We start from the raw sequence: 23,623 nt of genomic DNA, 5'->3' as shown, positions 1-23,623 counted from the left end.
ATTATTAAGCTTTTTCGGCTTCAATCCGCAAATCAATGATCTGGAGTTCGCCTTTAACACTGTTTAAAGTGAGCGATACCCGGAAAGTGCCTTTATCAGTAACCAGTAACAAAACACCAAACCGGTAGGTGTTGCTGGTATTAACCCGATGAAGTACTTTAACGCTTTTGGGTTTATTTTGTGTGAAGAATTTACTTAATATGATACCAGCCTGAGTATTAGAGTATGTTTCTTCCTTTTTAAGTATTGAAACATCAAGTACCGGTGCCAGCTTTTTGGTAAGCTCGGTAGCGTTGGCTTGTTTAAACAACTCCGCTATGCCATCTATCTGATCGGCCATTACAGCCATCGGCAACAGGTAGCAAATAATCAATACCGGCAAAAATTGCAGCTTTCTCATAATCCTCAATAGCAATTTACAACAAATTATTACAATTAAACAAGCATATTACTACTTATAATTTATTAAAGTTTACCCGATGCCTTTATATTTGCGATGTGGAAACTAATAAAAAACTTGTACTGATGATACTTGATGGCTGGGGATATGGCCGTCAGGATCAGTCTAACGCTATATATACAGCCAATACGCCATTTTTTGATTCGCTGTTACAGCAATATCCAAATTCTAAACTCGAAGCATCGGGCACGGCCGTTGGTTTGCCTGCCGGGCAAATGGGTAACTCCGAAGTTGGGCACATGAACCTTGGCGCCGGCCGCGTGGTTTACCAGGAGCTTGGCCGCATTAACAAAGCGGTTGATGAGAAAGAGCTTGCCGGTAACCCGGTAATTAAGGAAGCCCTTGATTATGCCAAACAAAACGGCAAGGATGTACACTTCATCGGCCTCGTGTCTGACGGGGGTGTGCACTCGCACATTTATCATCTTAAAGGTTTGGTTGATGTTACGCAGCAATACGGGCTTGATAAGGTATTTATCCACGCGTTTTTAGATGGCCGAGATACCGACCCGCAATCAGGCCTGGGTTTTGTTACTGACCTGGAGCAATACATTGCCCCTACTTCGGCAAAACTGGCATCTGCCATCGGTCGTTATTATGCTATGGACCGCGATAACCGCTGGGAACGCGTAAAACAAGCTTATGACCTGTTGGTGAACGGTACCGGCAAAACAGTACAAAGTATTACTGATGCCATTAAAGAATCGTACGCGGAAGGAGTTACCGATGAGTTTATACTGCCTGTAGTAAAAACTGATGACAATGGTGCTCCGGTAGCGGTTATTAAGGAGGGCGATGTGGTGATCTGCTTTAACTTCCGTACTGACCGTGGCCGCGAGATCAGTTTGGCGCTTACACAAAAGCCATTCCCTGAATACAACCTGCATCCGCTGAAGATAAAATATGTAACCATGACATCGTATGACGAAACGTTTAAGGATGTTGAGGTGATCTTCCGTAAGGAAGACCTGACCAAAACTATTGGCGAGGTATTACAGGATGCCGGTAAAACACAAATACGTATTGCCGAAACAGAAAAATATCCGCACGTTACCTTCTTCTTTTCAGGAGGCCGTGAGCGTGAGTTTGATAACGAGAAACGCCTGCTGGTGCCATCGCCAAAAGTTGCTACTTACGATTTGCAGCCGGAGATGAGCGCGCAGGGCATACGCGATGCCATCATTCCTGAACTGGAGCAAAAATGGCCTGATTTTGTATGCCTTAACTTTGCCAATACCGATATGGTTGGCCATACCGGCGTGTTTGAAGCGGTGGTTAAAGCGGCAGAAACTGTTGATGCCTGTACACAGGCAGTGGTTGAAACCGGCTTAAAAAATGGTTACTCTTTCATCATCATTGCCGACCATGGTAATGCTGATTTTATGATAAACGAGGATGGATCGCCAAATACGGCGCACACCACTAACCTGGTGCCATGTATTATTATTGATAATGATGTTAAAACAGTAAAAGACGGAAAGCTTGGCGATATTGCCCCAACCGTACTTAAAATTCTGGGCGTTAATATCCCGGCCGAAATGACGGGTGATGTATTGGTATAAGCATTTTAAAACATTTATATATTCCGTAGCGATCACATCGGGCTTTAGCGCATGCAAGCCTGATGTGACCGTTAATAACGCGCAATATTTTGATGTTAAGGGCTATTTTGGCCACGAGGCTGACCGGCTGACCAAGCAGCATCCGCGCGTAAAAAAAACGGTTAAACATAATCTTGATGGCGAGAGCCAGGACATTGCCATTGCAAGCTGGAAGGATGAATTAGGGCTGTTTGCCGGATCAGACATCAATAAACCGGCCTGGCGCAGCAGTTACGCCGTAATAAAGCGCGGCAACACCACCATTTACAAAGCCAAACAACCTGATCTTAAAACCCGGTCTATCACCGTGGTGAACAATGGCAAAAGCATCCGCTCAATTTTGATTGTTAACCACACCAGTAACCTGCTGTATTCAAGCACCGAAAAGCTGATGTATTATCCGGATTCGGCCTACCACATCAGCAAAGTGCAGCATGTACGCCTGCTTGGCGCTAACAGCTACGATATTGACAGTAAATTTTAATTGCGTTTGCCGGTTGCGGTAGCGAGTTTTTCTTTGGATAGATCAATCAGCGTTGATATATCGCTGCGGCTTGGATTACTTTCCATTACCTTTTCCAGATCAGCGATAGAAGCACGGAGAGAGTTTACACCACGATTTTTGTCGGCACCGCTGGCAGCATGTTCCAGCTTAAATAAACCATACTCGCGGTAAGCTATGCCCCGGTTTTGGTAAAGCTTCATATCATTCGGATCGGCACTAACGGCTATGGCCTTTGTCAGATCCTGTATGGCACCGAGCAAGTGCTTCTCCTTTTCGGGTACCGGGAGTGAAACATCCCGCCCTAAAAAACTTTTTGAACGGGCCCTGTAGTAATATGCCGAAGCATCAACAGGTTTTATAGAGATCACCTTGGTATAGGCAACAATAGATTTTTTATAGTTTTCGCTGTGGTAGTACGAGTAGCCCAGCATCCACAAGGCATTTGCATTGCTCGAATCAACAAGACAGGCCTTTTCAAGTTGCTTAACCGCGGCTTTAAAATTACCATCCAGCAATGCCTGCTCGCCAAGTTTTACATAGGCGCTTTGGGCCATTGATGTTTCAATGGATGAAATAAGTAACAACGATATTATAGCCGATAATTTCACAATAGCCTGCGGGTGAACAAAATTAGTATAACATTAACTAACTTTGCAACAAAATATTATGTGGTTATACACTAATTGTGATATTTATATCCGGTATAAATAACCCCACCGAGGTGACTTTTTTTCAGCACTTTCCGTATATAGTATTACCGCGCTAAATAACCAAACTTTATCCTGACACCTTTATTTACAGCACATTAGCACTTTAAGGCTATAAAGCTGCAATTATATTGATTATTGGCACAGGTGTTGAACCATATATTACAACTGTTTAATAGCACCATTTTAAATGCAAGGGCATACCCCATGCTGACAATATGGCGCTAAAAATTTAATTTAATGAGTTACGATCCGTTTGACTTTAAAAATACTTTACCGATCATAAATGATGAATCAGAATTCTTCCCGCTGATGTCTACCGAAGACGAGGCGGAGATGAACAACGAGGAGTTACCCGATTCATTACCGATATTGCCTTTGCGCAACACTGTATTGTTTCCGGGAGTGGTTATCCCTATCACCGTAGGGCGTGATAAATCTATAAAACTGATACGCGACGCTAACAAAGGCGACCGCATGATAGGTGTTGTTGCACAGCAGGATGTATCTATTGAAGACCCGATCTTCACCCAGTTATATAATGTAGGTACTGTTGCCGTTATTATCAAGGTACTGCAAATGCCTGATGGCAATACTACGGTAATCATCCAGGGTAAAAAACGCTTTTTGCTAAAAGATGAGCTGCAAAGCGAACCCTATCTGAGGGCAACCATTGAGCCGTACCGTGATGTACCGGGCAAAGAGGATAAAGAATTCAAAGCCATGATCTCATCCGTAAAGGATATGGCCATGAGCATTATCCAGTTATCGCCAAACATACCGAGCGAGGCTGGTATCGCCATAAAGAATATTGAGAGCACGGCATTCCTGATTAACTTTATCGCATCAAACATGAATGCCGATATGGCGGCCAAACAACGCCTGCTTGAGGTTTCAAACCTGCGCGACCGTGCCAATATGGTGCTTGAGCATCTTACGCTTGACCTGCAGATGCTGGAGCTTAAAAACCAGATACAAACCAAAGTACGTGTTGACCTTGATAAGCAACAGCGCGATTACTTTTTGAACCAGCAGCTTAAAACCATACAGGAAGAACTTGGTGGCAGCAGTCCGGACCTTGAGATAGAGAACCTTCGCCAGCGTGCCCTAAAAAAGAAATGGGTTAAAGAAGTAAGCGAACACTTTAACAAGGAGCTTGAAAAACTGGCCCGCACCAATCCTGCCGCTGCCGACTACTCGGTGCAGATGAACTACCTGGAGTTGTTGCTTGATTTGCCATGGAACGAATTTACCAAAGATAACTTTGACCTTAAACGCGCTCAAAAGGTGCTGGATAAGGATCATTTTGGTTTGGATAAAGTTAAGCGCCGTATAATTGAGTACCTGGCCGTGCTTAAATTAAAGCATAACATGAAGGCCCCTATCCTGTGCCTTGTAGGCCCTCCGGGTGTGGGTAAAACCAGCCTGGGTAAATCAATAGCTAAAGCGCTTGGGCGTAAATATGTACGTATGGCCCTTGGTGGCGTGCGCGATGAGGCTGAGATACGCGGTCATCGTAAAACATACATCGGCGCAATGCCGGGCCGTATCATTCAATCGGTTAAAAAAGCCGGTGCCGCTAACCCGGTATTTATTCTGGATGAGATAGATAAGGTAGGTAATGATTTCAGGGGCGATCCGTCATCGGCCTTGCTTGAGGTGCTTGACCCTGAACAAAACAGTACTTTTTATGACCATTACGTTGAGCTGGATTTCGATCTGTCTAACGTGATGTTCATCGCTACAGCTAACTCATTGAGCACCATACAGCCGGCCTTGCTTGACCGTATGGAAATCATCGAAGTAAACGGTTACACCATTGAAGAAAAGATAGAGATAGCCAAGCAGCACCTGCTGCCCAAGCAGCGTGAAGCCCATGGCCTTAAAGCTAAAGATATCTCCCTTAAAGGTGATGTTATTGAAAAGGTAATAGAGGACTATACCCGCGAATCGGGCGTACGATCTCTGGAAAAAAAGATAGGCTCGGTAGTGCGTGGCATAGCCAAAAGTATTGCGCTTGAAGAACCCTACAACAGCAATGTTAACAAAAAGGATATTGAAACCTTTTTGGGTGCCCCTGTTTATGATAAGGATTTGTACGAAGGCAATGATGTTGCCGGTGTAGTTACAGGCCTGGCCTGGACATCCGTAGGCGGCGATATTTTATTTATTGAGGCCAGCCTGAGCCCCGGTAAAGGCAAGCTTACGCTTACAGGCAGCCTGGGCGATGTAATGAAGGAATCGGCTGTGATAGCCCTTGCTTACCTGCGTGCGCATGCCTCTTATTTTGATATTGATGCCCGCCTGTTCGATCAGTGGGACTTACACATACACGTGCCTGCCGGTGCAACACCAAAGGATGGCCCGTCAGCCGGTATCACCATGCTAACAGCCCTTACATCGGTATTTACACAGCGTAAGGTTAAGCAAAACCTGGCCATGACGGGTGAGATCACCCTGCGCGGCCGTGTGCTGCCTGTTGGTGGTATTAAAGAAAAGATACTGGCTGCGAAACGTGCTAATATCAAGGAGATCATCCTGTGTAAATCAAACCAGAAGGACATACTGGAGATCAAGGAGAATTATATTAAGGATCTGACCTTTCATTACGTTACCGATATGCGCGAGGTAATCAACCTTGCCTTGCTTAACGAAAAGGTAAAAGAACCTATCGACCTCACCATAAAGGAAAAGGAAGTTCAACAGGTAAATTGATCGTACTCCCTTCAAGGGGAAATCTACATAATAAAAAGCAGGAGCCATACTCCTGCTTTTTTAATTTAAACTTTACGGTTTATTTAATCTAAACCGATATCTTCATGGCATTTAAACGCCGAATGATCAAACATTTACAATATCTCGCACTTACTGCTTTATGCATCAGTTTTATATCTGCAACCGCGCAAAAACTGCCGCAGGCAGATTCTGCTAAATATACAGATGCCAACAAGAGAGCCAAAACCTTCTTTTTTGAATTGCTTGGCCCGGGTGCCGCATACTCTGTTAACTATGATGTACGCTTTAAAAAGCAGCAGAATGGCTGGGGAGGCCGTGCAGGTATCAGCTATTATGCCAATGCGGGTGAGCACCTTTTTACCGTACCTTTAGTAGTAAACTACTTGGCCGGTAAAAACGGAAAATATTTTGAGGTGGGCGGTGGTATTACCTACTATAATGTAAACTCAAACGATTTATTTTTTGACAACACGAACTACGGTAACAGCGCGGATGACGTTAACAGCGGCATTATTGGCACCCTGAACTTTGGCTATCGCTATCAGCCGGTTGATGGTGGTTTTTCATTCAGAGGAGGCGTTAGCCCGGTAATAAACTCAGAGCGGTTTTTACCCTACTGGCCTTATATAAGTTTTGGCTACGCATTTTAAAAATTTAGTCATATAACTATCCCTCCTTTCTTTACATTAGCACATCTGTAATTTTCTGAATGAAAAATAAACTTATCCTGTTTGTTGTATGCCTATTTTCGGGTATTAATACATTTGCGCAAACACACCGTAACGAATTTGGCTTTCAAAGTGATAATGATTCCTTTTTGGCACAAGGGTCTGACCGTTATTATACCAATGGCCTGTTCGTATTTTTTAGACGGGGACTGAATGTTGATGATACCACCCGCTTTAAAAATAAAGTATTAGGTATTGAAGCCGGGCAAAAAATATTTAACCCTGCAAGCGGCCAAACACCCGACCGTGAACTGGTTGACCGCCCTTTTGCCGGTTACTTATACGCGGGTGCCAACCTCAACCTTTTATATAGTAACGAGAGCAACCTGAAACTGGGTGCGCAGATAGGCATGGTTGGCCCTGCCGCGCTTGGCCGCCAGGCGCAGGAGGTGATACACAATACCTTTGGCTTTTATGAATTGCAGGGCTGGGAATACCAGATACGCAATAATTTTCAGTTCAATTTACAGGGCGAATACAACCGGCTGATTGGCCGTGCGGGCAAAGATGCCGATATATCATTAAATACATATGCTAACCTGGGTACAGGCTTTACCGGCGCGGGTGCTGGTTTTTTGGTGCGATTGGGTAACTTTAACCAGCTATTCAACTCGGTGAGTACACAGAGTACCGCTATTAAACAACGCGGGTTTGAGCCGCTAAATAAGCGCGAATTCTTTTTTTACCTGCGCCCGATGTTGCGCTACGTGGCTTATGATGCTACTATAGAGGGCAGCCTGTTTAACAACAATGCTAATGGCGTTGAGGTTACGCTTACCCGTAAGCCCATTGTATTCAGCCAGCAGGTTGGTATCAGTTATGGCGGCGAGCGCTGGATCTTTGATCTGTCGGCCATCTTTCAAACCAAGGACACTAAGGAGATGCTAAAAGCCCACCAATGGGGATCGGCTACTATTTTGTACCGCTTTAATTAATAATCGTAGTTACGTTTACGGCTTTCCTTTTTGGCCGATTGCTGGCGCTTGTTTTCCGCACGGGCAGCCTTTACAGAACGGCTTACTTTTGTTGGCTTGCGGGGTTTATCAACCTGCATGGCTTTTGTTAGCAGGCCTATCAGCTTTTCAAGCGCTTTCTCTTTATTTAAATACTGGCTGCGCTCCTCATCACACACAACCTGTACAAAGCCATCCTTGTTAAAGCGCGATTGCAGCCTACCTTTAATGAGCTGCTTTTCATCTTCATTAAATAACGATGAATCATCTACCGAAAAAAGCAGCTCCACTTTGGTTGATACCTTGTTAACGTTTTGCCCGCCCTTGCCGCCGCTGCGCGAGGTTTTGTATGCCACCTCCTTTTGCAGCTCTGCCTTATTTGCATTCATGCGGCAAATATAAATTGTTTATAGGGGCAATGCTTATATTTTGTATCTTGGATGCACTATGAGTAACAATATAGTTGTAGCCATTGACGGTTTCTCGTCGTGCGGTAAAAGTACCATTGCCAAAGCCTTAGCAAAAAAACTCGACTTTGTTTACATTGATACCGGTGCCATGTACCGTGCCGTTACGCTTTACTTTTTGCGTAATGAGGTTGATGTTACCAATGAAACAGCAGTTGAAACCGCCCTGAACAATATTCATATCACCCTTAAAACACAGGACGGGCAGGTAAATATTTTTCTGAATGATGAGGATGTATCAGAGGAGATCAGGCAGATGCATGTGGCCTCAAATGTTAGCAAGATAGCCGCCATACCAGCCGTGCGCCACGCCATGGTAAAGCAACAGCAACTGATGGGTAAATCCATCAATATTATAATGGATGGCCGCGATATTGGCACTACCGTATTTCCGGATGCGCAGGTTAAGTTGTTTATGACCGCCGACCCTAAAATTCGTGCCGAACGCCGTTACAAGGAGCTGGTGGTTAAGCAGCCGGACATCACAATGGAAGAGGTTTTTGATAACCTTGCCCTGCGCGATCATGATGATACCACCCGCAAGGAAAGCCCGCTGGTACAGGCCGAAGATGCCATTGTTTTGGACAACAGCTACCTTACCCCCGATGAACAGCTAACTTTTGCGCTGGATAAGATAACACCCTTTATTAAGGCATAATATCACCATCAAACCGCTCGGTATTTACACCGAAACGGTTTAAAAAATCCACCCCCTCATCGCTGGGCAGGCCTTTGTATGCCGCGTACGATTTATTGTAGAACACGTGCTTTATACCTGCCGAAAATATCAGCCTGGCGCATGGCAGGCATGGCGACAGCGTGGTATACAGCGTAGCGCCCTGCAGGTTGGCACCGTTCTTAACGGCATACAATATCGCGTTCTCCTCGGCATGTAATGCTAATGAGCAGCTTCCGCGGGCATCGCGAGGGCAGCCGGTATCAGGCCATTCCTCATCGCAGTTGTGGGTACCCGAAGGTGGCCCGTTGTAGCCTATTGAAATGATGCGCGTATCTTTCACCAACACCGCACCCACATGCGCCTTAACGCAATGCGACCGACGGGCTAAGTCGGTCGCGAGGTTCATAAATATGTTATCGAAACTGGGCTTCATTTTGTTATTAGTCAGTTGTCATTAGTTATTGGGGTTGATTACCTGGTCATCGGTCAATTTTAATTAAACTGCTTTATGTTATAAAAGCATTGGTCAGTTATCAGTGTCCTGTAAATACAATGACTACTGACAACTGACCAATGACTATTGACGAATGACCAAAGAATTAGTGCCCGCCCCCGGCTTCTACACTGTCAATATCTATACCTTGTGATTTAAGTATGGCACCTGCTTTCCAGGCAAAGAAAGCCAGATAAGCAAAGCCGATAACCGGAACGATATATGAAGCGTGAATACCTTCTGAGTCAGCCAGGATACCTTGCACCGGCGGAATGATCGATCCACCTAATATCATCATGATCAGGAACGCTGAGCCCTGGCTGGTGTATTTGCCTAAACCGGTAACTGATAGTGAGAATATTGAAGGCCACATAATAGAGCAGCATAAACCACCGCTTAAAAATGCGAAAATAGCTACCATGCCTGTGGTCATTAAACCTACAATCATCGCGATAGCACCTAATATACCAAACAATGCCAGGGTACGTACCGGTTTTTGCTGACCGATCAGGAAGCCTACAATCAGTATAGCTACGCAAATTGCATACGGGTAAAGATTGGATACATTGGTACCCGTGGCGGCATTAACACCCAATATTACACCGAAGGCCACAAAAGGCACAACAATGGTCAAAATCAATTTAGCAGTTTTAGATAAGTTAAAGGCTGCAATAGCCCCTGTCCAGCGGCCAACCATTAAACTACCCCAATATAATGATATAAACGGAGCAACCTGATCTGTTGTATAACCACCGAATGAAGGATTCTCTAACAAGGCCCCCATATTGCTTTGTATAGTTACCTCAACGCCTACATAAGTAAATATGGCCAGCATACCGTAAACCAATTGCGGGTATTGCATAGCACCCCAGCCAATTTTGCTTTTGCTTGATGCCGATACCGAACCGATAAGCGTAACTAAAATTATAGCTAATGAAGCATATACAAAGTAAGGTTGTGGCACACCCGTTGTATTGCTAAGCGGATCAGCCGCCAGGATAAGCAGGAACGCGATAAACAGAATGCCCAGGGGCTTGTTGGCCTTGCTGCTTGGTTCAATTTCCTCATCGCTGGTTACACTTGGTAATTTTGAGATCCAGAAGAAGATAGCCACCGCGATAAATAAGCCTGCCAGTATCAAATACAAACTGTTTACCGAAGCTATTTTAACCTCAGAAGCCGGAATTTTTGCCGCTGCCGAGCCAAACAAAACAATATTTACAATGATAGGGCCCATTATACTGCCGAAGTTATTGATACTGCCGGCAAAGTTTAACCGGTGTGTACCGGTTTCGGGGCTACCCAGAGCTATAACAAACGGGTTTGCCGCCGTTTGCTGTAACGAAAAGCCTAATGCTATAATAAAGAATGTTACCAATATGAACGCGAAAGAACCCGAATTGATGGCCGGCACCATGATAAGCGCGCCTACGGCAGATATGATAAGGCCCACGATAATACCATTCTTGTATCCCATTTTGTTCAGAATATCAATACGCGTAGCTGCCGAGGCAAAGTACAGAATAAGTGAACCAATAAAGTAACCACCGTAAAAGGTAAAGTCAATAAGCTGAGATTCAAATTGCGTTAAACTAAAATGAGCTTTACAGAACGGGATAAAAATACCGTTAGATGCTGCCAGGAAGCCCCAGAAGAAGAACACTGTAATTATGGTATACAGCGCCGATCCGTAGCTTTTCGTTTTGTTTTGTTCCATTTTATAAGTTGGTTGTACGAATTTTGTTTAAAGCACTAACATAAATCAATTTTTATAATTTCCTGTTATAAGATTACATTTTATTACCGCGGCACATACATTTTTTGTTTGCGTTATGAGATAAAATCGCATATTCGCATGGTCAAAAAACGCCGTTTAAGATATAGTTAATGATAGCAGCCATTATTTCAGGAATCGGTATTGGGTTGATACTAACCTTTATAACCGGGCCCGTATTTTTCTCGCTGATCAAGGTTAGTATTGAAAAAGGCTTTCAGGCAGGCGTTGCCTTCGCCCTCGGCGTGGTATCAACTGATGTGGTGTTTGTTGGTGCCATCCTTTTTGGTTCGCAACTGGTTGATATTACCGCGCAAACCAAAATATACGCCGGTGTTGTTGGCAGTGTTATTTTACTTGGCATTGGTATTTACTACATTTTTAAAAAGGCCGATGTTAATTATAACAATGCCACCCCATCAAAGCTTAAACGCACCGGGTATTTTTTAAAGGGATTTATCATGTGCATTTTTAACCCTACCATCCTTTTTCACTGGATGATGGTTATCGGCACGGCCAGCACAACATACCATGAGGGTATACCCCACCGCCAGCTAAAAATTGCCATTATGTTTTTAACGGTACTCATCGTACAGTTCGGTTTAGATACCTTAAAGGCTTTTTACGCCAATAAACTGCGCGACCGTATATCAGTAACGCTGGTACACAAACTTAACCAGGTGGCGGGCATCGCGCTTATTATCGCCTCTTTCATCCTGTTTGACAGGCTGGTTACCCACTTCGTTTTCGCGCCTGACAAGGTATCTTAAAATATTATAAAAAAACTTTACAAACAAAAAACGCCCCGTTGCCGGGGCGTTCTGAAAAATTGTGTGCAGGTTAATCAAAGTGTGGCTTACATGTAAGCTCTTTGATTTTTGCCTTCCATCCAGTTAACAAAAGCGCGGTTAACTACCTTGTTGCCACCCGGGGTTGGGTAATTGCCCGAGAAATACCAGTCGCCGGTATGGTCAGGGCAGGCAATGTGCAGGTTATCCAGCGTTTGGTAAATCACCTGAACTTCGGCCTTTGTATTTTTTGGAGTGATGATCTGTGCAATACGGTCAGATATTTCCTGATCCGTGAAAGGCTCGTAAATGGCCTTTACGTAGTTTACCACTTCCTCCTTAGGCAGCTTGGCGCTGTCTTTACATTGCTGGTAAACTTTTAATAATATATCTTCTTTACCGGCATCCTTAAGCAAGCTTACCGCGGCCTCAAAAGCCACAAACTCACCCATGCGAGACATATCGATGCCATAACAATCCGGGTAACGTATTTGCGGGGCTGATGATACTACCACGATCTTTTTAGGGCCTAAACGGTCCAGTATCTTCAGGATGCTTTGTTTAAGCGTTGTACCACGTACAATAGAGTCATCAAGCACAACCAGCTTATCGGTACCACGGTTTATCAAGCCATAAGTGGTGTCGTAAACGTGGGCAACCATCTCGCTCCGGTCAGCATCCTGGGTAATAAAGGTACGCAGCTTAACATCCTTTATGGCAATCTTTTCAACACGCGGCGCTAACTGCAGCACCTCGGTCAATTCCTCGTCGCTGATCTTGTCGGCACGGTTAAGCAGCCTGTCGCGCTGGTATTTTTTGATGTATTTATGCACCCCTTCAACCATACCGTAAAAAGCCACTTCGGCGGTGTTGGGTATGTATGAAAATACGGTATTTTTAATATCGTTATCAACTGAATCCAATATTTGCGGGCATAACAGCCTGCCTAATTGTTTACGCTCACGGTAGATAGATGAATCGCTGCCTCTCGAAAAATAAATACGCTCAAATGAGCATGATTTTTTCTCCTGCGGCTCGCTGAACATATCTTCAGATACATCGCCGTTCTTTTTAACAATAAGGGCGTGGCCGGGTTTTATCTCATTGATCTCCTCAACCGGAATATTGAAGGCGGTTTGTATAGCCGGGCGCTCTGAAGCGGCAACAACTATTTCATCATTATAATAGTAAAATGCCGGGCGTATGCCTACCGGGTCGCGCATTACAAAGGCATCACCATGGCCCATTATACCGGCAATGGTGTAGCCACCATCCCAGTTTTTGGCTGATTTACGGAGTATTTTGGCAACATCGAGGTCATTTGCAATCAGTTTGCTGATCTCCATATTATCATCATGCCCTTCGCGTTTGTACTGGTCAAACAAGCCCTGGTTTTCGGTATCTAAAAAATGACCTATCTTTTCCAAAACGGTTACCGTATCGGCCTTTTCCTTTGGATGCTGACCAAGATCATAAAGCTGCTGCAATAACTCATCAACATTGGTCATGTTAAAATTACCGGCAATTACCAGGTTACGGGTTTTCCAGTTATTTTGACGCAGAAAAGGGTGACAGTTTTCGATACTATTTTTGCCATGCGTACCATAACGCAGGTGGCCTAAAAGTACTTCACCGGTAAAGCTCACATTTTCTTTCAGCCAATCGGCATCAGCCAGCTTTTCCGGAAACTCCTTTTGAATGTCAGCAAATTTTTTCTGGATGTACTCAAAAATATCAGCAACCGCATTTGAGGCCATTGAGCGGTGGCGGCTTATATAGCGCTTACCGGGTTCAATATCCAGTTTAATGGTAGCAACACCTGCGCCATCCTGGCCGCGGTTGTGTTGTTTTTCCATTAAAAGGTACAGTTTGTTTAAGCCGTACAGCGCAGTGCCGTACTTTTGCTGATAATAAGAGAGTGGCTTTCTTAGGCGGATAAATGCCACACCGCATTCATGTTTAATCTGATCGCTCATGATTTGGAATGAGGTTGCAAAAGTAAACTTTTATTAGCGATTATCTTCTATCCTATTGTCATTAAAAAAGCATTAATATTGATATTAATTTAACACTCGCTTAACCATCACACTGCACGGGCAGGAACAAGCTTTTGCCGTAACCACTTACGTACCGGCTCATCGTATAATTTCAGGGTAGCCAGTGCAAAAACAATAAAAAATACAAAAAGGCCAATAGCTATAGGTACATTCTGCTCTACCGTTGGCTTTTTTACGCTGATCCAATAGCCGTAAATGTAGATGAAAGGATAATGGATAAGATATAGCGGGTATGATAGCTCACCTGCAAATTTGCATACTTTTGCCCAGGTGCCGCTTACCTGCCCGCCTGCGCCGGCAGCTACAACCAGCGGAAACAGCAAAATTACGCAGGCTACATCGTACAGGCCGTTATATTGAAACCTCGGCATAAAAAATACCACGATCAGCAGTAACGATAGTAGCGGATAGGCCATCGGGATATTGATCAGCTTACCTATGCGAAACAACAGCAAACCTGCAAAAAACGGGAACAGCATGCGTATAGGTGCCGCCCATAAAGTTTCGCAACTCCAGCCCAGGCCCATATAATTTTGTTTGAGGGCCATTATAATCAAAGCCGCCCCGGTAATAATAAGTACCACAAATAAAGCGGCTTTACTTAACTTTCGGCCAATGAGCGCATAAATAATATTGGCAATATATTCTTGTAACAACGACCAACACGGCCCGTTAAGCGAATGAGTTTCACCCCATCCCCGAACGTCGGGATGCGGCAAAATTGTGTAACCGATCAGCATCACACCAATCAGTTTCATCAGGCTCATGTTAAATGAACTATCGTGATACGGATCGAACCAAAAGGCTATCGCGCCAACGGTTATACTAAATATCACCATTGGATGCAGGCGCGCGAATCTTATTTTAAGGAACTGGCCAACACTCATGCTACCCCAGCGATCATCATAAGCATAGCCCACCACAAAGCCAGATAGCAGGTAGAAAAAATCAACCGCCAGGTAACCGTGGTTCATGGGATGGGTTTCGGGCGGAAAATTCACCTCAAGTATGTGAAATATAACCACAAGTATAGCGGCCGTACCACGCAATCCATCAAGTATAGGGTAATGGGGCTTCATCTAAATAAAAATGCTTATGACGTTGTAAAGTAGTCATAAGCATTTAAATATTGTAGTCTGTCTACTGTTTGTTACAGTTTTTCGCCGTGCTGGCTAACATCAAGTCCTACTATTTCCTCTTCCATTGATACCCGCAGGGGTGATATCATATCGGTGATCTTTAACAATAATAATGAACCAAAGAACGCGAATATTGATGTGCCGATAAGCGCTACCAACTGGATCATGAACAATTTTGTTTCGCCAAAGAACAAGCCGTTACCATTGGCTATGCCCGGGTTGACATTATGATGAGCGAACACACCAGTAAGCAGCATACCTACCATACCGCCAACGCCGTGGCAAGGGAAAACGTCCAGCGTATCGTCAATTGAAGTACGTGTGCGCCATTCAACCACCAGGTTGCTTACAATGGCCGATATAATGCCGATAGCCAGCGAGTGCGGCACCGATACAAAACCCGCGGCCGGTGTAATGGCCACCAACCCTACTACAGCACCTATACATGTACCCATGGCTGATGGCTTGCGTTTGCGCAGCATATCAAAAAATATCCAGGTAATACCAGCCGCGGCTGATGCTGTGGTGCTTGTTGCCAGCGCCGTTACCGCCAACGGGTTAGCGCCCAAAGCTGAACCTGCATTAAAACCAAACCAGCCAAACCACAACAAACCGGTACCGATAATTACATAAGTAATGCGGGCGGGCGAATGCGTGGCCTCATTACGGCGTTTTAAGTAGATAGCAGATGCTAAAGCTGCCCAGCCTGCCGACATGTGCACCACCGTGCCACCGGCAAAGTCAAGCACACCCATTTTAGCCAGGATGCCATCGGGATGCCAGGTACTGTGCGCCAGCGGCGAAAATATGCAGATTGAGAACAGGATCAGGAAGATGATGTATGAATTGAAACGGATACGTTCGGCAAAGGCGCCGGTAATGAGCGCCGGAGTAATAATGGCGAACTTTAACTGGTACATGGCGAACAGCAGCAACGGAATGGTTGGTGCTGCCGGCCAGGTTGCCGTACCCAGCATTCCCTTCATCATAAAAAAGGTTGCCGGGTTGCCTATAACCCCGCCTATGCTCTCGCCAAAAGCCAAACTAAAACCAAATATCCCCCAGATAACCGTAATAATAACCATACAGACCACACTTTGCAGCATGGTTGAGATCACATTTTTTTTATTGACCATGCCGCCATAAAAAAAGGCAAGTCCTGGTGTCATGATAAGCACAAGCGCCGTCGACATCAGCATCCAGGCAATGTCAGCTCCGTTGAACTGTGATTTTTCGGTGGTATTAAGCTCAACCGAAGGAAAAACAAAAGTAAGTACTAAAGCGATCAGGATCAGAAGGAAGGGAAAGTACCGTTTCATCAATTTCTTAAACAATTAGATTTAGAAAGGCGTGAAAATATGATTTTTATTATAAAATCACTACCAAAATTTTAATTTTCAAGAAAAGAAGCAATAAAATATGATCTCTACAAGGTTTTATACAACCAATCAGGGAAAATTCCGAATAAAAGCAACAACAATGATAATACAACGGCCAAAACAATTACTTTTTTGTCAGAATAATCGGGCGTAAACACTACGCTGCTCTTACGTAAAAATAAGTTTAACGGAATTTTGATATAGTAAAACAGCGATACCACGGTTACTACTGCCCCGGTGATCATTAAAATAAGCAGCCAAACATCATGGCTTTGCTGATACACCACGTAAACTGACGAAAACACGAACAGCTTACCTGTAAAACCCGCCGAAACCGGCAAACCGGTTAACGAGATCAGGATAATCACAAAACAAACCGAAGCAATCGGGTATTTAAAACCCAGACCTTTGTATTCGCCTACCTTTTCGGCACCGGTTTGGTTGGTAAAGTAGGTAGCCAGCAATAGCGCTGCAATATTGGCGACAGCATATACCGCCAGGTAATAAATAAGGGATGTTAACCCTTGCGGTGTGTAAGTAACAACAGCCATTAAAGCGAAACCGGTATGCCCTATACTTGAATAGGCCAGCATACGCTTTACATTTTGCTGCGCTACGGCAGCAAAGTTACCGGCTATCATGGTGATTACACCAATTATGGACAGCGCCAGCCTGAAATCAAAATCAGGATGCGGCACTACAGCCACAAATGCATTTACAAAGTTGATGAGCAAGGCAAAGGCGGCAATTTTAGGCACGGTTGAAAGGTAGGCCGTAACCGGTGTTGCAGCTCCTTCGTAAACATCGGGCACCCAAAAGTGTACAGGGACGAATGACAGCTTGAAGCCGATGCCTACCAGTACTAAACTTAGCGCCAGCCCCACACCTGCGCTACCTGCCCCGGACAGGTTCACCATAAACTTCGGGTCCCAGATGTCGAGCGTGCCGGTAAAACCATATAACAGCGATATGCCGTAAAGTAATACTGCTGATGAAGCAGCGCCAAACAGCACGTATTTTAAGCCTGCCTCGGCACTAAAACCATTTTCGGAGCGGTATGCCACCATGAGGTAGGATGCGATGGACACCATCTCGATAGCCAGGTAAATTGAAAGCAGGTTAGTGGCCATCGTCATTAAATGCAACCCTAATACCGAGCCTATGATGATTGTATACAGATCAGATAGTCCCTTTTTATGTGTGCTGAGCTTATTGTCCCAGGCAAAATATAATAATAACAAACAGGTAAGCAGATCAATAATCACCTTAAAAGATACCGCCTTGCCATAAAGCAGCAACATACCGCTAAAAAGCGAAACGGTACCACCAGCCTCATCGGTTAAAGTGTATTGCTCATAATCCTTAAAAAAAACAATTACCAAACCCGCCATGGCAATGGCCCGGCAATACTTTTCGGAATTTTTGCCAATGAACAGATCGGCAAGCAGAACCAAAATAAACAGCGCGCTCAGGTATAACTCGGGCACAAAAAAGTGTACGTCGTTCAATATCTTGCTTAGCTGCTCGGGTATGGTAGGTAACAGGTCGTGCATTTATTCAACAATAACAGATTGATTTTTAGGATAACTTACCAGGTATTTTAATTCCAGCTTTTTGTCCTGCTGCGAAGTTAGCATAAAACTCCATGAAAGCCTGCCGGTCAGCTTATCCATGTCAGCACCTGATGATTGCTGCACATCCACCTCGATAACAGAATTTTGCGATACCGGAACCTGATCTTCCACAAGCAAATTTACCGGCTGGCTTTTACGATTTTTGATGGAAATGAGCCAGTCGCGTGTTTCCTTTTTAGTTGAGCCAAAATTCTTTTTCTCTTTCAGATCCTTTTTCAGGGTACGTGTAACCGCTATGCTTTTATCTATACCCAGTGAAAGGTTCAGCGTATCACTGGTTGAGTAAGTATCGATCAGCGATTTACCTATAAAAGTTCCTTCAAAAAAGAGGTTGGCTTCGCCTGATAAAAAATTGTACTTGTTCCAGTCAGTTAATGTAGCGGTTAAAAACACATCGGTGCTTAGCTTTGGCGCTACATAATATTTGTACTCGGCAGGCAGCTCAAAATTATTTATTTCAACCAGATACTGCTTGCCATCACCCGGAATGCTATATGGGTTTTGAATAGCGAATTCCACGTTAGTTTGATTTTCAACCTGTTTTACCATCACGGGTATGGTATTATCAGTAATGGTGAGCCCGGTTACTCTCCCTCTCAGCGTTTTAGCCGCGCTGCTACCGTAGCCGGTAACAACTACTTCGTTCAGGGAATTTTTATTCTCGTTCAAATTTACGTTAAGCACCGGCTGTGTGGCAGGTAGCTCACGCGTTTCATAGCCAATGTAGCTATACTCTAATACGGGGTTACCGGCAGGTATTTGTATCGAGTACGCACCCGAAGCATCGGTAACTGTGCCTATTGACGTTCCTTTAACTTTAATAGTTGCGCCCGGCAATACTTGGCTACCGCTAAAAATCTTACCTGTTACCCTGGTAATAACGGATCGGGTATCATTTAAGGCATACATACCCACATTAAGATAGTAGGGTGTTAATTCAGGCTTTGAACCGCTTGTAGTTGGGTTACCTGTAGAGAGCGTTAACTTTACATTTTGCCAATCCTCACCACATTGCTGCGATACGTTGGCCTTGTAAATTATGTTAATCGGGCTGCTTGCGTTTTTTGCCCTGATGTCATACGTTGGAAACCATGATGCGTTTTTTACCACATAGTTGAGTGTGAACAATGATTGAAGCGCGGTTCTGGAATTTACGGTTACCAGTATATTACTGGTTGCTTTGCTGTTACCGGCATCCAGATCATTGATCTGCTTGTCATACTTACGTAACTCGGTATTTAAAACCAAAATCTGATTTTTAATAGCTTGCTGTTTCTTTCTGATATCAGTTAAGCGGGCAGTTTGAAACTCCAGGGCCTGACGCAGCTTTACCAGATCGAGGTTGTTATTTTGCCCCGATACCTGCTGATTTTTGAGCAGCATGGCACTTTCTTCCTGGTATATGTTCAATAGGTTATTCTGCATGTCCAGCTTATCCTGTATCAGTTTCTTTTGCTCTTCTAATTGTTCAATCCTTTTTTCTTTAACCTGCTCGTTCAAAAAATCAATCTCATGCTTAACCGACAATATGGTAAACTCACCCGCGGCCTTTACCTGTATACTTTGTACATCTACATCAGGCGATATATTTTCGAATACCAGTGTTGATGTTCCGGGCACAATACTCGCCGTTGCCGTACGTGTTACCTGTGCGCTATTTAAAAACACGGTTACTTTGGTAACCTTTGAACTTACTTTTTGTCCTTCGTAGCCTTTTGCCATTTGCACCGCAAACAATATGCAGGCAGCCATAAATAATTCTTTAAGCATGATCGTTTCAGATTTAGATGAATTCTCCTGTTGTTATATTCAGAAGATGCACGATCATGCGACTTTCCATAAAGGAAAGCGTTTTTATTTTTTTAAAAACTCCACCAAAGCCAATACGCTACCGTTAGCCACATCCAATACCAATGATGGGAATATGCCCAGCACCAGTGCCATAATAGCTAATGGTACCAGCGTGGCTGTTTCACGAAAATTAATGTCATGCAAGGCGGTGCGCCACACCTCGCCGCCTTTTAACAGTGGCTGACCAAAGAACATGCGTTGCAGCGTCCACAGAAAGTAGGCCGCGCTTAACAATATACCTACCGAACCGCCTATGGCCATCCAGTAAGGCAGCAAACCGTTAGTGGTTGATGATTTGAACGTTCCGGCAAGGGTAAATGCTTCGGCAACGAATGCCGAAAAACCCGGCAGACCCAGCGATGCGAAGAAAGCGATCATGACAAAGGCCGTATACCTGGGCATAATGCTACCGAGGCCACGGAAGTTATAGATATCCCTGTCGTGTACGCGGTTGTACACCACCCCTACCAGGTAAAACAACATGGATGATAAAAAGCCGTGGCTTATCATCTGCAATACCGCGCCGCTGATACCTTCGGCAGTTTGCGAGGCAATACCCAGCAACACAAAACCCATGTGCGATACGGATGAGTAGGCTATCATTCGTTTCAGATCCCGCTGTGCAAGGGCATTCAGTGCTCCGTATAATATGGAAACAACGCCGAGTAAGCCCAACCAGAATGCACCGTCAGCGGCAACTTCGGGGAAGATGCCCAAACAGATACGGATAATACCATATCCGCCGATCTTTAACAATACACCCGCCAGTATGATAGACACTGGCGTTGGCGCTTCCACGTGGGCCACAGGTAGCCAGGTGTGCAGCGGCACTACCGGCACCTTAATGGCAAAGGCGATGAATAGCACTACAAACCCCACTAACCGGGCAGGCATACCTAATATGGTTTGCTGTGCTGCGACAGAAAATATTGAACCTTCGCTATAATTAGCCGGGTTCATCATTTGTACAATGTTAAAGGTATGGTTGCCGGTTACAGGATCAGTAACTGAAAGGTACAAACCTACCATTACCAACAGCATAAATACCGAACCGAACAAGGTATACAGGAAAAACTTAATAGCCGCGTACTCTCGCCGAACGCCGCCCCACATACCAATCAAAAAGTATAATGGCAGCAGCATCAACTCATAAAACAGGTAGAACAAAAAGAAATCCAACGCGCAGAACACGCCGATAACGGCCATATCCAACAATAAAAACAAAGCGAAAAAGCCTTTCAGGTTACTGGTTATCTCCCATGATGCAATGGTAGCGATCACCATCACCAGGGTGGTCATCACCAGCAAAGGCAGCGATATACCATCAATTCCTACAAAATAATCTATCTGCATGGCACCCATAGCACCAAGATCGAGGTGGATCCAGGGCAGCTTTTGTACAAACTGAAACTGATCTTCGTGATTAACACCGCCAAACCCGGCACCTGTTTTAAAGTCAAGATATATCCATATACTCAGCGCAAACTGAATGAGTGTTGCCAGCAGGGTAATATATTTAAAGCTTGCCCGCAGTGATGACGGCAGCAGCAATATTATCGCGCCGAACACTATGGGTATAAATATCAGTATCGTTAAAAGGTTCATCAGTTTATCAGATGAGTAATTTAAATATAAACACTAAAAGCACTACGGCCAGCATACTGTACAGGTAATATTGCACCTTACCCCCCTGAAACAGGCGGGCCAGATTGCCAATACGCCTTACCAAAACAGTGATAAGGTATATAATGCCATTCACAATATAGCGATCTGTCCACTGGGCTAAAGAGGAGAGTTCACCAACAATATTGCGTAACAAGTTTACCAGTCCGTCAATAACAGTACGGTCAAACCAGTAAAGCAGGCGGCTTAATGCCAGCACACTGTTTACAATAACTTTATTGTAGAATGCATCAATATACCACTGGTTGTATGATAGTTTAAACAGCCTACTATTTTGGTGTGCCACGTAATTTCGTTTTACATACATCGCGTAAGCCAGGTACACCACCATCACACAAAAAATATTCACCCCTATGGGGATTAACGTATGGTAAATATTCATCCTTTCCAGATGATTAGACGGAAGGAAACCCTGGTAAAGCCAAGCATGTTCATACAACCACGGATGCAACGAGAACAGCGGGAACAAACTGCAAAGCGCCAGCAACACCAGCGGCAGTTTATAATTCCAGCCCCCATCGCTGATATGTAGTTTAATACCGGGATGAACATCCAACAAACGGAACTTACCAAAGAACACTTTTACGATTAATCGGCTGACATAAAACGCGGTTAGCAAACTGGTTAGCAAAGCGCCTGCTGGCACCAGTTGAAAATACCATGCCTTGCCTTCAGCCCATTCAAAGGCCTGGATCAGTATACCATCCTTAGACAGATAGCCCGATGTGAACAATAAGCCTATTAGTGCCAGGCTACCCACTACGGCGGCTATAAACGTAAGCGGCAGCTTTTTACGCAGACCACCCATATACAGTATATTTTGCGGGTCGATGTCAAGATGATTTTCGTGCTTAACGTGCTGCATCTCGTGGATAACGATACCAGCCACCAAAAACAACAGACATTTAAAGAAAGCGTGCGTTGCCAGGTGGAACAACGACGAAGCATAAGCCCCTACCCCCATGGCCAGCACCATAAAACCTAACTGCGATATGGTAGAGTAAGCCAGTATGCGTTTCAGATCGTTTTGTGTGAGAGCAATGCTCGCGGCCATAAAGGCGGTAAAGCAGCCTATAACGGCAAACACGCTCAGTTCTTCGGGCGTGAATAATGGATATGCCCTGCCCAATAGGAATACACCCGCGGCCACCATGGTAGCAGCATGTATCAGGGCTGAAACAGAGGTTGGACCTTCCATAGCATCGGGCAGCCAGGTATGTAAAGGGAACTGTGCCGACTTAGCCGCCATGCCTAAAAATATCCCCCAAAAAGCTACATATTGCCATATGGCAGGTAATTGTCCGGCGGGAGCTACCCACAAACCATTTTCAATAACAGATCGTGATACCAAGCCACCATCGCCAAATAGTTGAACCAGATCAAACGTACCATATTGCGCAAACAGGATGATGATGGCCGAGAGCAGGCCTATATCTCCTATCCTGTTCATGATAAAGGCTTTCTTATTGGCCTGTACCGCTTTATCGCGCGTAAACCAAAAACCTATAAGCAGGTATGATGAAAAACCCACCAGCTCCCAAAAGGCATAAAGCAATACGGTGCTATCAACCACAACCAAGGCCAGCATACTGAAACAAAAGAAGCTGAGGTAGGTGAAGTAGCGGTTAAAGCGTTCATCCTCCCTCATGTACGCCATGGAGTAAATGTGTACCGGCAGCGCGATAACCGGCACCAGGGCCAGCATCATAACCGATAGGTTATTGAGCCATACCCCGGCATAAACCTTGGTAGCGCCAATGGTAAACCATAGCTGCTGTGTATGCACGGTTGTAGTATTCCAAACAGCGGCAAAAACACTGATAGCAAAGGCGGCACTCAATAATATGGCGATGGTTGATATCCACCCGGTGATTTTTACCTTATTAGGAATAAAGTTATTGATAACCGCGGCAAGCAACGGCAATACCACCGCCACCACCGTGTGGAACGTTTGTATATGAGCTGTATGTGCCTGATCGGGTATCAATG

The 23,623-nt window shown here is 44.6% G+C and carries 19 protein-coding genes; 7 read left to right on the top strand and 12 right to left on the bottom strand.

Features of this window, described 5'->3' with window-relative positions:
- Positions 1–4 precede the first annotated feature (4 nt).
- Positions 5–400: a DUF4783 domain-containing protein gene (locus tag LJ707_RS08330; protein ID WP_228950350.1), complete on the bottom strand. Its 396-nt coding sequence runs from the start codon at positions 398–400 to the stop codon at positions 5–7.
- Positions 401–498: 98 nt separating this feature from the next.
- On the opposite strand from LJ707_RS08330, the gene gpmI reads away from it, so the two are divergent.
- Positions 499–2,022 (top strand): 2,3-bisphosphoglycerate-independent phosphoglycerate mutase, encoded by a 1,524-nt coding sequence (gene gpmI / locus LJ707_RS08325; RefSeq protein ID WP_370632382.1) that lies wholly within the window; start codon positions 499–501, stop codon positions 2,020–2,022.
- On the top strand, positions 2,009–2,545 hold the full coding sequence (locus LJ707_RS08320) for a hypothetical protein (RefSeq protein WP_228950349.1): 537 nt from the start codon (positions 2,009–2,011) through the stop codon (positions 2,543–2,545). Before gpmI ends, LJ707_RS08320 begins: the two co-directional genes overlap by 14 nt.
- Here the strand turns inward: LJ707_RS08320 and LJ707_RS08315 are convergent.
- A complete protein-coding gene (locus tag LJ707_RS08315) occupies positions 2,542–3,174 on the bottom strand; it encodes a hypothetical protein (RefSeq protein ID WP_228950348.1) in 633 nt (210 codons plus the stop codon). The two genes, LJ707_RS08320 and LJ707_RS08315, sit on opposite strands and share 4 nt — an antisense overlap.
- Before the next feature lie 339 nt (positions 3,175–3,513).
- On the opposite strand from LJ707_RS08315, the gene lon reads away from it, so the two are divergent.
- The 3 genes from lon (at position 3,514) to LJ707_RS08300 (ending at position 7,672) form a co-directional block, all read left to right on the top strand.
- Positions 3,514–5,988, top strand: a complete 2,475-nt coding sequence (gene lon, locus LJ707_RS08310; protein WP_228950347.1) for an endopeptidase La — start codon at positions 3,514–3,516, stop codon at positions 5,986–5,988.
- A gap of 104 nt (positions 5,989–6,092) precedes the next feature.
- Positions 6,093–6,659 carry a hypothetical protein gene (locus LJ707_RS08305; protein WP_228950346.1) on the top strand — a complete coding sequence of 189 codons (567 nt, stop codon included), beginning with the start codon at positions 6,093–6,095 and terminating at the stop codon, positions 6,657–6,659.
- 59 nt (positions 6,660–6,718) lie between these two features.
- Entirely contained in the window at positions 6,719–7,672 is a 954-nt protein-coding gene (locus tag LJ707_RS08300) for a lipid A deacylase LpxR family protein (RefSeq protein WP_228950345.1), read from the top strand.
- Here the strand turns inward: LJ707_RS08300 and arfB are convergent.
- A complete protein-coding gene (gene arfB, locus LJ707_RS08295) occupies positions 7,669–8,079 on the bottom strand; it encodes an alternative ribosome rescue aminoacyl-tRNA hydrolase ArfB (protein ID WP_228950344.1) in 411 nt (136 codons plus the stop codon). The genes LJ707_RS08300 and arfB overlap by 4 nt on opposite strands.
- 58 nt (positions 8,080–8,137) lie before the next feature.
- On the opposite strand from arfB, the gene cmk reads away from it, so the two are divergent.
- Positions 8,138–8,815 (top strand): (d)CMP kinase, encoded by a 678-nt coding sequence (gene cmk / locus LJ707_RS08290; RefSeq protein ID WP_228950343.1) that lies wholly within the window; start codon positions 8,138–8,140, stop codon positions 8,813–8,815.
- Here the strand turns inward: cmk and LJ707_RS08285 are convergent.
- Together LJ707_RS08285 and LJ707_RS08280 are read right to left on the bottom strand one after the other, a co-directional pair.
- Complete coding sequence (locus tag LJ707_RS08285) at positions 8,805–9,269, bottom strand: dCMP deaminase family protein (RefSeq protein ID WP_228950342.1); 465 nt, start codon at positions 9,267–9,269, stop codon at positions 8,805–8,807. The two genes, cmk and LJ707_RS08285, sit on opposite strands and share 11 nt — an antisense overlap.
- A 166-nt stretch (positions 9,270–9,435) precedes the next feature.
- Positions 9,436–11,046 (bottom strand): MFS transporter, encoded by a 1,611-nt coding sequence (locus tag LJ707_RS08280; RefSeq protein ID WP_228950341.1) that lies wholly within the window; start codon positions 11,044–11,046, stop codon positions 9,436–9,438.
- 170 nt (positions 11,047–11,216) lie between these two features.
- Between LJ707_RS08280 and LJ707_RS08275 the strand changes: the two genes are divergently transcribed.
- Complete coding sequence (locus LJ707_RS08275) at positions 11,217–11,873, top strand: LysE family translocator (RefSeq protein WP_228950340.1); 657 nt, start codon at positions 11,217–11,219, stop codon at positions 11,871–11,873.
- 86 nt (positions 11,874–11,959) lie between these two features.
- Here LJ707_RS08275 and LJ707_RS08270 read toward each other — a convergent pair whose 3' ends face one another.
- The 7 genes from LJ707_RS08270 to LJ707_RS08240 all read right to left on the bottom strand — a co-directional run bounded on the left by LJ707_RS08270 (position 11,960) and on the right by LJ707_RS08240 (position 23,621).
- Positions 11,960–13,867 (bottom strand): class II glutamine amidotransferase, encoded by a 1,908-nt coding sequence (locus tag LJ707_RS08270; RefSeq protein ID WP_228950339.1) that lies wholly within the window; start codon positions 13,865–13,867, stop codon positions 11,960–11,962.
- 107 nt (positions 13,868–13,974) lie between these two features.
- The gene (locus tag LJ707_RS08265) at positions 13,975–15,027 is read right to left on the bottom strand and encodes an acyltransferase (protein WP_228950338.1); all 1,053 of its coding nucleotides are present in this window, start codon (positions 15,025–15,027) and stop codon (positions 13,975–13,977) included.
- 71 nt (positions 15,028–15,098) lie between these two features.
- On the bottom strand, positions 15,099–16,406 hold the full coding sequence (locus LJ707_RS08260) for an ammonium transporter (RefSeq protein ID WP_228950337.1): 1,308 nt from the start codon (positions 16,404–16,406) through the stop codon (positions 15,099–15,101).
- A gap of 107 nt (positions 16,407–16,513) precedes the next feature.
- Entirely contained in the window at positions 16,514–18,019 is a 1,506-nt protein-coding gene (locus LJ707_RS08255) for an NADH-quinone oxidoreductase subunit N (RefSeq protein ID WP_228950336.1), read from the bottom strand.
- Positions 18,020–19,870 (bottom strand): DUF4139 domain-containing protein, encoded by a 1,851-nt coding sequence (locus LJ707_RS08250; RefSeq protein WP_228950335.1) that lies wholly within the window; start codon positions 19,868–19,870, stop codon positions 18,020–18,022.
- Positions 19,871–19,954: 84 nt separating this feature from the next.
- Positions 19,955–21,556: a NuoM family protein gene (locus LJ707_RS08245; protein ID WP_228950334.1), complete on the bottom strand. Its 1,602-nt coding sequence runs from the start codon at positions 21,554–21,556 to the stop codon at positions 19,955–19,957.
- 7 nt (positions 21,557–21,563) lie between these two features.
- Entirely contained in the window at positions 21,564–23,621 is a 2,058-nt protein-coding gene (locus tag LJ707_RS08240) for an NADH-quinone oxidoreductase subunit L (protein ID WP_228950333.1), read from the bottom strand.
- Positions 23,622–23,623: the final 2 nt, after the last annotated feature.

The sequence above is a fragment of the Mucilaginibacter sp. UR6-1 genome (assembly GCF_020880975.1).
Classification (GTDB): domain Bacteria; phylum Bacteroidota; class Bacteroidia; order Sphingobacteriales; family Sphingobacteriaceae; genus Mucilaginibacter.
Note: the sequence above shows the minus strand (reverse complement) of the source record. Positions and strands in the feature narration are given on the sequence as shown.

What these genes read in the sequence shown, in the direction of transcription:
- LJ707_RS08275 (WP_228950340.1), top strand. Translation starts at nt 11,217, where the DNA reads ATGATAGCAGCCATTATTTCAGGAATCGGTATTGGGTTGATACTAACC.
- arfB (WP_228950344.1), bottom strand. Translation starts at nt 8,079, where the DNA reads ATGAATGCAAATAAGGCAGAGCTGCAAAAGGAGGTGGCATACAAAACC.
- LJ707_RS08330 (WP_228950350.1), bottom strand. Translation starts at nt 400, where the DNA reads ATGAGAAAGCTGCAATTTTTGCCGGTATTGATTATTTGCTACCTGTTG.
- LJ707_RS08265 (WP_228950338.1), bottom strand. Translation starts at nt 15,027, where the DNA reads ATGAAGCCCCATTACCCTATACTTGATGGATTGCGTGGTACGGCCGCT.
- LJ707_RS08320 (WP_228950349.1), top strand. Translation starts at nt 2,009, where the DNA reads ATGTATTGGTATAAGCATTTTAAAACATTTATATATTCCGTAGCGATC.
- LJ707_RS08250 (WP_228950335.1), bottom strand. Translation starts at nt 19,870, where the DNA reads ATGCTTAAAGAATTATTTATGGCTGCCTGCATATTGTTTGCGGTGCAA.
- lon (WP_228950347.1), top strand. Translation starts at nt 3,514, where the DNA reads ATGAGTTACGATCCGTTTGACTTTAAAAATACTTTACCGATCATAAAT.
- LJ707_RS08255 (WP_228950336.1), bottom strand. Translation starts at nt 18,019, where the DNA reads ATGCACGACCTGTTACCTACCATACCCGAGCAGCTAAGCAAGATATTG.
- LJ707_RS08245 (WP_228950334.1), bottom strand. Translation starts at nt 21,556, where the DNA reads ATGAACCTTTTAACGATACTGATATTTATACCCATAGTGTTCGGCGCG.
- LJ707_RS08280 (WP_228950341.1), bottom strand. Translation starts at nt 11,046, where the DNA reads ATGGAACAAAACAAAACGAAAAGCTACGGATCGGCGCTGTATACCATA.
- LJ707_RS08260 (WP_228950337.1), bottom strand. Translation starts at nt 16,406, where the DNA reads ATGAAACGGTACTTTCCCTTCCTTCTGATCCTGATCGCTTTAGTACTT.
- cmk (WP_228950343.1), top strand. Translation starts at nt 8,138, where the DNA reads ATGAGTAACAATATAGTTGTAGCCATTGACGGTTTCTCGTCGTGCGGT.
- LJ707_RS08300 (WP_228950345.1), top strand. Translation starts at nt 6,719, where the DNA reads ATGAAAAATAAACTTATCCTGTTTGTTGTATGCCTATTTTCGGGTATT.
- LJ707_RS08285 (WP_228950342.1), bottom strand. Translation starts at nt 9,269, where the DNA reads ATGAAGCCCAGTTTCGATAACATATTTATGAACCTCGCGACCGACTTA.
- LJ707_RS08305 (WP_228950346.1), top strand. Translation starts at nt 6,093, where the DNA reads ATGGCATTTAAACGCCGAATGATCAAACATTTACAATATCTCGCACTT.
- LJ707_RS08270 (WP_228950339.1), bottom strand. Translation starts at nt 13,867, where the DNA reads ATGAGCGATCAGATTAAACATGAATGCGGTGTGGCATTTATCCGCCTA.